Annotated in this window: 8 protein-coding genes; 5 read left to right on the forward strand and 3 right to left on the reverse strand. The window is 63.1% G+C overall.

The features are described from left to right. Nucleotides 1-8 precede the first annotated feature (8 nt). Nucleotides 9-794, reverse strand: coding sequence for a (Fe-S)-binding protein (locus ACUY2Y_RS04295; RefSeq protein ID WP_448324951.1), 786 nt, complete (start codon nt 792-794; stop codon nt 9-11). Between the two features lie 62 nt (nt 795-856). Between ACUY2Y_RS04295 and argS the strand changes: the two genes are divergently transcribed. The 5 genes from argS (at nt 857) to ACUY2Y_RS04320 (ending at nt 8534) form a co-directional block, all read left to right on the forward strand. Then, complete coding sequence (argS, locus tag ACUY2Y_RS04300) at nt 857-2509, forward strand: arginine--tRNA ligase (RefSeq protein WP_448324952.1); 1653 nt, start codon at nt 857-859, stop codon at nt 2507-2509. A 57-nt stretch (nt 2510-2566) separates the two neighbouring features. Beyond that, a complete protein-coding gene (lysA, locus tag ACUY2Y_RS04305) occupies nt 2567-3922 on the forward strand; it encodes a diaminopimelate decarboxylase (RefSeq protein WP_448325024.1) in 1356 nt (451 codons plus the stop codon). A 35-nt stretch (nt 3923-3957) separates the two neighbouring features. Then, nucleotides 3958-5310 (forward strand): homoserine dehydrogenase, encoded by a 1353-nt coding sequence (locus ACUY2Y_RS04310; protein WP_448324953.1) that lies wholly within the window; start codon nt 3958-3960, stop codon nt 5308-5310. A 3-nt stretch (nt 5311-5313) separates the two neighbouring features. Beyond that, the gene (thrB, locus tag ACUY2Y_RS04315; RefSeq protein WP_448324954.1) at nt 5314-6243 is read left to right on the forward strand and encodes a homoserine kinase; all 930 of its coding nucleotides are present in this window, start codon (nt 5314-5316) and stop codon (nt 6241-6243) included. Nucleotides 6244-6401: 158 nt separating this feature from the next. Then, the gene (locus tag ACUY2Y_RS04320; protein ID WP_448324955.1) at nt 6402-8534 is read left to right on the forward strand and encodes a vWA domain-containing protein; all 2133 of its coding nucleotides are present in this window, start codon (nt 6402-6404) and stop codon (nt 8532-8534) included. A 211-nt stretch (nt 8535-8745) separates the two neighbouring features. Here ACUY2Y_RS04320 and ACUY2Y_RS04325 read toward each other — a convergent pair whose 3' ends face one another. Continuing rightward, nucleotides 8746-8910, reverse strand: coding sequence for a hypothetical protein (locus tag ACUY2Y_RS04325; RefSeq protein ID WP_448324956.1), 165 nt, complete (start codon nt 8908-8910; stop codon nt 8746-8748). A 129-nt stretch (nt 8911-9039) separates the two neighbouring features. After that, a complete protein-coding gene (locus ACUY2Y_RS04330; RefSeq protein ID WP_448324957.1) occupies nt 9040-10800 on the reverse strand; it encodes a long-chain fatty-acid--CoA ligase in 1761 nt (586 codons plus the stop codon). Nucleotides 10801-10985: the final 185 nt, after the last annotated feature.

Here is a 10985-nt window from a genome sequence, read left to right on the forward strand (position 1 = left end):
TCCGACCTTCACAGCATCTTCTCCTTCGTGTACGCGGCGGACTCGGGCGTCCACGGGTTTTCGCGGGTCGAGGCGAGAATCTCAGCGATGTGGATTGCGCGAATGCCCGTGTGCTGGCGGGACATGGCTCCGCCGATATTCATCAGGCAGGAGGAGTCGCCTGCGGTGACGTACTCCGCGGCGGTGTCCTTGATGTGGCGCACCTTGTCGGAGACCATCGCGGCTGAGGTATCGGCGTTCTTCACAGCGAAGGTGCCGCCGAAGCCGCAGCATTCCTCGGAGTTGGGCAGCTCCACGAGCTCCAGCCCGTCGACGGCCTTGAGCAGGTCCGTCGGGCGGTCGCCGACCTTGATGAAGCGGCGGGAGTGGCAGGTGGAGTGGTAGGTGACGCGGTGCGGGAAGAATGCGCCCACATCTGTCGTGCCCATGACATCGACGATGAACTCGGAGAGGTCGAGGGTCTTCTTGGTGGTCTTCTTGGTGCCGGCGACCAGCTGCTTGGACCCGTAGCGCTCGGCGATGCGGGTGTGCTGCTCGCGCACGGCACCGGTGCAGGAGCCGGACGGAGTGACCACGTAATCAATGGAATCGTCGGCGAATGCGTCGACGTAGTTTTCAATCATGGGCACCGTCTCTTTCTGGTACCCGGTATTGATATGCATTTGTCCGCAGCAGGTTTGCTCCGGAGGGAAGACGACCTCGCATCCAAGTCGGGACAGGACGAGAGCGGCCGCCTTGTGCGCATCGGGGAACAGTGCATCCCCGAGGCATGTGGAAAACAGGGCTACGCGCACTGATTGGCTCCTTTCTGGGTAAGTTGCCGGGCAGTGGCCAGGTTCAATTAAACTCCGTTCCCATGACGCCTGCAGACCTCACCTCCATTGTCCGCACCATCACCGTCGATACCCTCGACAAACATGACCTCGACTCCTCGGTCGTGCCCGAGACGGTCACCGTCGAGCGTCCGCGTAACCCGGAGCACGGCGATTACGCGACGAATATCGCATTGCAGGTGGCCAAGAAGGCGGGCACCAATCCGCGTGAGCTCGCGGGCTGGCTTATCGACGCCTTGTCTGCCCGCCCCGAGATCGACTCCGCCGAGGTCGCTGGCCCCGGCTTCATCAATCTCCGCCTGGGTGCAGCTGCAACCGGAAGCATTGTTTCCGACATCCTTGAAAAGGGTCCATCTTTCGGTTCATCTGACCTGTTCTCGGGTGCGAAAATCAACCTCGAGTTCGTCTCCGCGAACCCGACCGGTCCGATCCACTTGGGCGGCACGCGTTGGGCCGCTGTCGGCGATTCGCTGGGCCGCGTGCTGGAGTTCTCCGGCGCCGAGGTGACCCGTGAGTACTACTTCAATGACCACGGCGGCCAGATCGACCGCTTTGCCCGCTCCCTCGTCGCCGCCGCGAAGAATGAGCCGACGCCCGAGGACGGTTACGGCGGGGAATACATCGGGGAGATCGCTAGCGCGGTCGTCGATAAGCGCCCCGATGCTCTCGACGGCACTGACGCCGAGGTGCAGGAAGCGTTCCGCGCGGAAGGCGTGGAAATGATGTTCGCGCAGATCAAGGAGTCGCTGCACGAGTTCGGCGTGGATTTCGACGTGTACTTCCACGAGAACTCCCTGTTCGAGTCCGGCGCTGTGGACCGTTCGATCCAGACGCTGAAGGACAACGGGAACCTGTATGAGGCCGACGGCGCGTGGTGGCTGCGTTCGACCGACTTCGGCGACGACAAGGACCGCGTGGTGATCAAGTCCGACGGCGACGCCGCGTACATCGCTGGCGATATCGCGTACGTGGCTGACAAATTCGACCGCGGCCACACCCTGGCGATCTACATGCTGGGCGCGGACCACCACGGCTACATTGCGCGTCTGCGCGCCGCCGCTCAGGCTTTGGGTTACGACCCGGAGGCCGTCGAGGTGCTCATTGGCCAGATGGTCAACCTCGTGCGCGACGGCAAGCCGGTGAAGATGTCCAAGCGCGCCGGGACCGTGATCACCCTCGACGACCTCGTCGACCTGATCGGCCGCGATGCCGCCCGCTACTCGCTGGTTCGCTCGTCCGTGGATTCCACCCTGGATATCGACCTCGACCTGTGGGAGAAGCAGTCCAACGACAATCCCGTCTACTACGTGCAGTACGGCCACACGCGCCTCGCGTCGATCGAGCGCAAGGCCTCTGAGGCCGGCGTGTCCGCTGACGGCGCCGATCTTTCGCTTCTCACCCACGAGAAGGAAGGCGACCTGATCCGCACCCTCGGCGAATTCCCGGCAGTGGTGAAGGCCGCCGCCGAGCTGCGCGAGCCGCACCGTATCGCACGCTACGCCGAGGAACTGGCCAGCGTCTTCCACAAGTTCTACGACGCGTGCCAGATTCTGCCGAAGGCCGGGGAGAACCCGGAGCCGATCCACGCCGCACGTCTGTCTCTGGCTGCTGCTTCCCGCCAAGTGCTCGCGAACTCCCTGCGTCTGCTGGGCATCACTGCGCCGGAAAGGATGTAATTCGTGCTCGATCCCGTCCTCAATACGGCGAACCTGTCGCGCGACGATCTACTGCGCGTGCGTCACGACGAAGCCGGCTGCTTCAATGACCTGCCCGCGCACGTCTGGCCGCGCAACGCCGAGCGTCACGACGACGGCACCGTGTCTATCGCTGGTGTGTCTTTGACTGACATCGCCGCTGAATACGGCACTCCCGTCATGGTCGTCGATGAGGATGACTTCCGTTCCCGCTGCCGCGACATGGCCCGCGCTTACGGCGACCCGGCACACGTGCACTACGCGGCGAAGGCTTTTCTGACCTCCCGCATCGCGAAATGGGTCGCCGAGGAAGGCCTCGCCCTCGACGTCGCCAGCGAGAACGAGCTGCTGATCGCGCTGGCCGCCGATTTTCCGGCCGAGCGCATCACCGCCCACGGCAACAGCAAGTCCGATTCCTTCCTGCGGCGTTGCGTGACCAGTGGCGTCGGCCACGTGGTGATCGACTCCCACCAGGAGCTGGACACCCTCGAACGCATCGCCGGGGAAGAGGGCGTGGTCCAGGACGTGTTCATCCGCGTCAAGCCTGGCGTGGAGGCGCACACGCACGAGTTCATCGCCACCAGCCACGAAGACCAGAAATTCGGCCTGTCGCTCGCATCTGGGTCCGCGTTCCTCGCCGCGCAGACCGCCCACGCCGCGTCGAATATTCGCCTGACCGGACTGCACTGCCACGTCGGTTCCCAGGTCTTCGATGCTGCGGGCTTCAAGCTCGCCGCCTCCCGTGTGCTTGGCTTGTACGCGAAGATCTACCGTGAGCTCGGCGTGGAGCTGGAATACCTCGACTTGGGCGGCGGCTACGGCATCGCCTACACGGTCGACGAGGAGCCGCTCAATGTCGACGCCGTCGCCCGCGACTTGCTGCGCGCCGTGAATGATGCAGCGGGGGACTTGGACCTCACACCGCCGAAGGTCATCGTGGAGCCCGGCCGCGCGATCGCGGGCCCGGCGGCCGTGACCGTCTACTCGGTCGGCACCGTCAAAGACGTTCACGTGACCGACGATGCCACCCGCCGCTACATCGCTGTGGACGGCGGAATGAGCGATAATATTCGCACCGCGCTCTACGGCGCGGAATACGACGCGCGCGTGATCAACCGGAACACCGAAGGCGCTCCGCACGCCACGCGCTTGGTCGGATCGCACTGCGAATCCGGCGACATTCTGATCAATAATGCCCTCTGGCCTGACGATATTGTCCCCGGCGACCTCATTGCCCTTGCCGCCACCGGGGCCTACTGCTTCTCCATGGCGTCCAATTACAACTGCTTCGGCCGCCCCGCAGTGGTCAGTGTCCGCGACGGTGAAGTCACTCCGATGGTGCGCCGCGAAACGGTTGAGGACCTACTCGCGCGGGAGGTTTTTGTAGACTCGTAGGCCATTGTTGCCAACCCCCTAGACATAGGAGAACCATGACTGCGCTGAGCGCCGAAGAAAGGAACGGAAACTACCCGGGCAAGGGCATCGGGCAACCCGTGGGGGTCGCCGTGCTCGGTATGGGTACCGTCGGCACTGAGGTCCTGCGCTTGATCAACGAGTTCTCCGGCAGCCTGGAAAACCGCATCGGCGGCCCGATCGACGTCCGCGGGATCGCCGTGTCCGACCTGGGCAAGAAGCGCGAGGTCCTGGACAAATTCCCGGATATCACGCTCACCGATAACGCCCGCGAGCTCATCGACCGCGACGATATCGACGTCGTCGTCGAGGTCATCGGCGGCATCGACTACCCGCGCGAACTGGTCCTCGCCGCGCTCAACGCCGGCAAGTCCGTGGTCACCGCCAACAAGGCGCTCATCGCCGCGCACGCCGACGAGCTTTCCGACGCAGCCAACGCCGCAGGCGTCGACCTCTACTATGAGGCCGCCGTAGCCGCCGCGATCCCCGTCGTGGGCATGCTGCGCCGCTCCTTGGCCGGCGACCTGGTCCAGCGCATCTCCGGCATCGTCAACGGCACCACCAACTACGTGCTCGACGCGATGGCGTCCACCGGCGCGAGCTACGAGGAAGCCCTCGCCGAGGCCACCCGCTTGGGCTACGCCGAGGCCGCCCCCACCGCCGATGTTGAAGGCCACGACGCTGCCTCCAAGGCCGCGATCATGGCGTCGATGGGCTTCCATTCCCGCGTCACCTACGACGACGTGCACGCCGAGGGCATCACCAATATCACCGCCGCGGACATCGAAGCCGCAGCCGAAGCCGGCTTCACCATTAAGCTGCTCGCCATTTGCGAGAGGCTTATCGACGACGCCGGCAACACCTCCGTCTCCGCCCGCGTCCACCCGACGCTGGTGCCGAATGACCACCCGCTCGCGAGCGTCGATAAGTCCTACAACGCTGTCTTCGTCGAAGCGGAAGCTGCTGGCCGCCTGATGTTCTACGGCAATGGCGCCGGCGGTGCGCCGACTGCGTCCGCTGTGCTCGGCGACCTCGTCGGCGCCGCGCGCAACAAGATTCTCGGCGGCCGTGCTCCGGCGGAGAACCCGTACGCGCACTACCCGGTCGCTGATTTCGGCGATGTGCCGACGCGCTACCACATCGACATGTCCGTCGTAGACCGCGCCGGCGTCCTCGCCGAGATCTCCCGCCGCTTCGCCGCGCAGGACATCTCCATTTCCGCCGTGCGCCAGGAGGAGTCCGGCGAAGACTCCCGCCTCATCGTGGTCACCCACAAGTCGCTGGAGCGCAAACTCGCGGGCATCGTCGACGAGCTCCGCGACATCGACGAGGTCAAGTCGATCAACTCCGTCATTCGTCTGGGCGCGTAGACAATGAGCGTTGATCTCGAAGTGGGCCTGCGCGCCCGCGTGACTGTTCCCGGCAGCTCAGCAAATCTGGGCCCCGGCTTCGACACCCTTGGCCTTGCCGTGGGCATTTACGACACCGTCGAGGTTGAGGTCACCTCTTCCGGCCTCGAAGTGGAGATCTTCGGCGAGGGTGCCGACGATCTGCCCCGCGATTCCTCCCACTTGGTGGTCAAGGCCATCAATTCCGGCCTGCACGCCGCCGACGTTCACGCCCCGGGTTTGAAGGTGACCTGCCACAACAACATTCCGCAGTCGCGCGGTCTCGGTTCGTCCGCGGCCGCGGCTGTCGCCGGTGTTGTCGCCGCGAACACCCTGGCCGGTGATCCGCTGAGCACCGATGAGGTCATCCAGCTCAGCTCCGCTTTCGAGGGCCACCCGGACAACGCCGCCGCCAGCGTCGTCGGTGGGGCAGTGGTGTCGTGGACCGACATTCCCGTCGACGGCGTCTCGCAGCCTGAGTACCGCGCGGTGCCGCTGACCGTGCACAAGGACATCATCGCGACCGCGCTCGTGCCGGACTTCCACGCGTCCACGAATGCCGTTCGCAAGGTCCTGCCGTCGCACGTCACGCATACCGACGCCCGGTTCAACGTCTCCCGCACGGCCGTGATGACCGTCGCGATTCAGACCCACCCTCAGTTCCTGTGGGAGGGCACCCGCGACCGCTTGCACCAGCCGTACCGCGCCGACGTCCTACCCGTCACCGCCGAGTGGGTGAACCGCCTGCGCAACCGCGGTTACGCCGCCTACCTTTCCGGCGCCGGCCCGACCGCGATGGTGCTGTCCACCGAACCCGTCGACCCGAAGATCCTCGACTCCGCGCGTGACGACGGCCTGCGCGTCCTCGAACTCGACGTCGCCGGGCCGATCACCGCTGAACTGCTTCGCGCATAAAACAAATAGGTAACGAAGCCTGCGTGGGGCTTGCGTTTCTTTTATTCTGCTTGGTGACGTTTACTACAGTTGGGAAGGAACGAAGGTTTATGCAGGCGTTGTCTTCATCGGTGCGAGCGAGGGGTTTCCTCGCTTTTTTGTTTGCCGTGGTGTGTTGTGTGGTGTGGGCGCCTGTCACGTTGGCGCAGAGCGAGTCGAGTGAGTCGTCTTCCGCGTCGTCGGCGTCTGAGTCGGCTTCTGCTGATTCCTCCAAGGCACAGGAAGCCTCTGGTGCTTCCGGCGGTGAGGGCAGTGCGGATAGTAAGGCGATGTTGATTTTGGATGCGTCGTCGTCGATGTTGGAGGACGATGCTGATGGTCCGCGTATTGATGCTGCGAAGAAGGCATCGAAGGACCTAATTGAGTCCCTGCCGGGGACTGCTCAGATGGGTCTGATGGTCTACGGAGCCAAGGAGTCTGATGCCCCGGATAATCGGGATCGGGGGTGTAAGGATATTGAGACGCTAGCGCCTGTGGGGGAGATTGATAAGGACAAGTTTTCTAAGGCCATCGATGGTGTGACGCCGAAGGGGTATACCCCGATGGGCAATTCGTTGCGTGAGGCGGCGAAGGAGCTTGGTGACGAGGGGCAGCGTTCGATCATTCTTGTTTCTGACGGTATTGATTCGTGTGCGCCGCCGCCGGTGTGTGAGGTGGCCAAGGAGTTGGCTGAAGAGGGTGTCGACTTAGCCATTCATACTGTGGGTTTCAAGGTCGATGAGGAGGCTCGTAAGGAGCTGCAGTGCATTGCTGATGCCGGCAAGGGTCAGTTCCTCGAGGCTGACGATGCCGGCTCTCTCGCCGATTCTTTGAAGTTTCTGACTCAGCGTGATGTGGGTAAGTACCAGTTGAAGGGTACGAAGTTTGAGTTTGCGGATAGTCCTGAGGATGCGAAGTGGCTTGATGAGGGTCAGTATCAGACGAAGGTGACCCCGGACAGGAATGCGAAGAAGGATCGTTATTTCCGTGTCTCTGTGCCAGAGGAGCACAACGCCCGAGTCACGATCACCCCGGTGGTGCAGGGCAACGGTGAGCACAAGGACTCCCAGCTATTCATCACTACCAGTGACATCGTTAATGAGAATGACGAGTCCTGCGGAAGCACTAATACGACTTTGGCGAGCGCGTCGAACTTTATTACTCCCAAGTACGGGATTGACTCGTATCACATCGTGCTGGATCGCGCAGAACAACACCATTTGAAGGGTAAGGAAAACCGGTGCGATATGAGTTCCTGGCTCATCCCGGTGCAGGTGTACCAGGACGGCGACGAAATCACTGACGACGTGAACCTTGAAGTCGCCGTGCATTACGTACCAATTCCGGATGAGGAGCAGGCGAAGGAATGGGAAGACCGCAAGATCTCTTCCTCGGGTGAGCCTGACGAAGTACCGGAGATTGAGAATCCGGAGGCGATCACCGGTGGTTCTGGTTTCAATGATGCAGTGGAGATCACTGAGGGGTCGTATTCCGACAAAATCGTTCCGGGCGAGTTCCGGATGTACAAGATTCCAGTGAAGTGGGGTCAGCGACCGGTGATCAAGGCGAAGACACCGAAATCGGTGGTCAAGGATGCCGATTCAATGGGATTTGGCATCGACAGCCCGTATCGCAAAGGACTCGCTGACGGGAGTCTGATTTTCCTTGATGGGGATGAAGAAGGCCCCGTTGCTCCCACTGGTTTTGCGTGGCACCAGGAAGTGCAGCAAGGCTTCTATTACGTCTGGTTCGGCATGGAAACTAAAGGAACCGGTGAGGTCACTGGTGTAGAGCAGCCATATGAGTTTTCTGTAGCGCTTGACGGTGAGCCAGCTGATGGTGGTCCGGATTGGGAGCCGACGTATGAGGATGGTCCGGAGCCGTCGGATGAGCCGATCAAGTTCGACAGCGCCAACAATGACGATTCCAAGAAGGACAGCGAGAACGACGATGATGGCGCTGGTGCCGCTGACGAGGACGAGTCCGGTAGGCCGTCGTGGCTGCTTGCGTTGGTGATCGGTTCGGGTCTGCTGCTTCTGCTGCTCATCGGTCTGCTTGTGTTCTTGCTGCGCAGGAAGAGCAAGGGTGCGCAGTCCCGGGTCGATGCGGGGGATGATTTCTCTCAGGGTCCGCGCGGTGGATCGACCGTCCAGTTCGGACAGCATGACCCTCGCGGTCCGCAAGGTCAGCCAGGCTCAAATGTCCCGAACGGGCCGGAGAATCCGTACGGCCCAAGCAACCCGAACGGCCCGGACACTAGCCCCTACGCGTAGAAGCGGGGCGGAAGCGGCTGGACTATGCGATGTGCACTATGCGATCTGCATAACCCCAGGTCGCGGCTCGCCGGGAATCGGCATCGCATAGTGGAGACAGCATAGGGAACAGGAAGGCCGGCAAAGGCAGACTGCTGGGAACAGGCGAAAACCGCCCCGCACCCAGGGAGCCTGGGGCGGGGCGGTTTAGGCGTCGTTCAGCGAAAGCTGCCTAGTGCTTGGCCTCGTACTTAACGGGCTCCGGCAGGCCGCGGTCTTCGCGGACGCGGCGGGAGATGCGCTCGAGGGCGATGAGGGACTCGACGACCATCTCCGGGGTGACCGGGAACGGCATGTTGTGGATGGTCTCGTGCTCGGCGGTGGCAGCCTTGGCCACGGCCTCGAGCTCGTCGGTGTCCTCGGGGTCAGGCCGATCTCGGTCAGGGTATTGGGCAAGCCGACTTTGGTGGTGAACTCGATGAAGTCCTGCGTTTTTGCCCGGCGAAGCGTCGGCAGGCGAGCCAGACTATTCGGGGGCTGCCGCGTCGGAGCTGGAGCCAGACTCCTCTGCGGTTCGGGTGCCGGGGCCGGGCAGGGTGATGATGTCGAATTCGTCCTTGGCCAAGTGCGAGCGCAGATCCACCTTGTCGAATTTGCCCACCGACGTCTTGTCGATTGAGCTGACAAAAGTCCAGTACTCGGGAGCCATCCAGGTGGGCAGCTCGCCAGCGAGGTCCTTGCGGAGCTTCTTCGCCACGTCGATCGTCGGGGTGACATCGGCGTGCAAGACGGTGATGGCTAGGGGGCGCTCGCCCCATGTCTTATCGGGATAGCCGATGACGGCGCACTCGACGACCTCGTCGGACTCCATGATGAGGTTCTCCAGCTGGGCGGAGTAGATCCACTCGCCGCCGGAGCGGATGACGTCGCGGGAGCGGTCGTAGAGAGTCATGAAGCCGTCAGAGGTCACGGTGCCCACGTCGCCGGTGCGCAACCAGCCTGACTCGGTGAAGGAGTCGTCGGAGGTGGGGACGGGCTCGCCGCGGAACGTCGATACGCGCTTTGTTGCTTCCGGATTCGAAGGCCAGTAATACGACGCGATGACATTATTGCCGCGGACGTGGATCTCACCGTCGTTGCGGTCGGTGCGGGAGACGATGCCGCCGTCGTTGACCACGCGGTATTCCAGCCACGGGGCGAAGCGCCCCTGCGAGATGCGGTAGGCCCAGCGGCGCTCGCCGGACGCGCCCGATGGGGGACGGGCAACCGTGCCCACCGTGGAGGTCTCCGTCATGCCCCAGACATGGATGATGTCCACACCGTAGCGTTCCTCCCACACCTTGATCAGCGCAGGCGGGGCAGGGGAGCCGCCGACGTAGATTTCTGTCAGCGACATGCGTTCCGGCGGGTTGTGCAGGTAGTGCACCATGAGCTGGATCCACAAGGTGGGCACGCCGTGGGCCACGCGCGGGTGCGTGCCGGCGATCAGCTTCGCCAGCGTCGGTGCCGACACATCTGAATCAGGCAGCACTAGGGGAGTGCCCGCCAAAAACGCGGAGAACGGCACGTTCCAGCTGAGCACGTGGTAGATCGGGATGCAGCACAAGAACGACTCACCGTGGGTGATCGCCAGCGAGTCCGTGGCGCGCAGGCTCATCGCCGTCAACCAGATCGACCGGTGCGAGTACGCGATACCCTTCGGCGGGCCGCTTGTCGCGGTGGAATAGCAGATCGCCGCGGCAGTGTTCTCGGGGAGTTCGGGCCAGGGGTAGAGGGTGGACGCGCCGTCGAGAAGCGATTCGTACGAGAAAACCTCGACCCCGTCCGGGACCGCGGCGCGCTCGGCGCTCAAATCTGTCAGCCCCGTGAAACACACGGCACGCACCGTCGGGCATTCCTCCACAATGCGGCCCACTTTCGGCGCAAGGCGCGGATCCGCGACAAGCACCTCGATCTCCGCGTGGTTGACGATGTACGCGATCTGGTCCTCCATCAACTGCAGGTTCAGCGGCACGAACACCGAACCCTTCGCCGACGCCGCGAACATCACCTCGAGGTGCTCCGCGCAGTTGTACATCAACGAGCCCACCCGCTGGTCCCCGTCGATGCCCAGGTGGTCCTCCAACGCATGCGCGAACGCCGCCGCGCGCGCACCGACCGCCGCGAACGTGGTCTCCTCCGCCTCGCCGTTGCGCCACGTGGTCACCTTCGTGGTCCCGTGCACCGACGCCCCGTATTCGAGAATGCGCCCGACGGAAAACGGCACTTCCTGCATGGTGGAAAGCATGCAGCTCACTCTACCGTGGCCCCCTTTAGCGCGGGTTGGTGAACCGCATTTTGCGCGCGTCCGCTACACTGTCGGACAAGATCGCGAGCTGAGGCGCTTTTCGCCTCCAGATTCCGCCCATGCCCTTAGCTTTTCCGCATGTAGCGCGTCTCCGATCTAGCGTGCACCACCTCCGCCCCATATAT

The organism is Corynebacterium sp. 20-84, assembly GCF_053479455.1.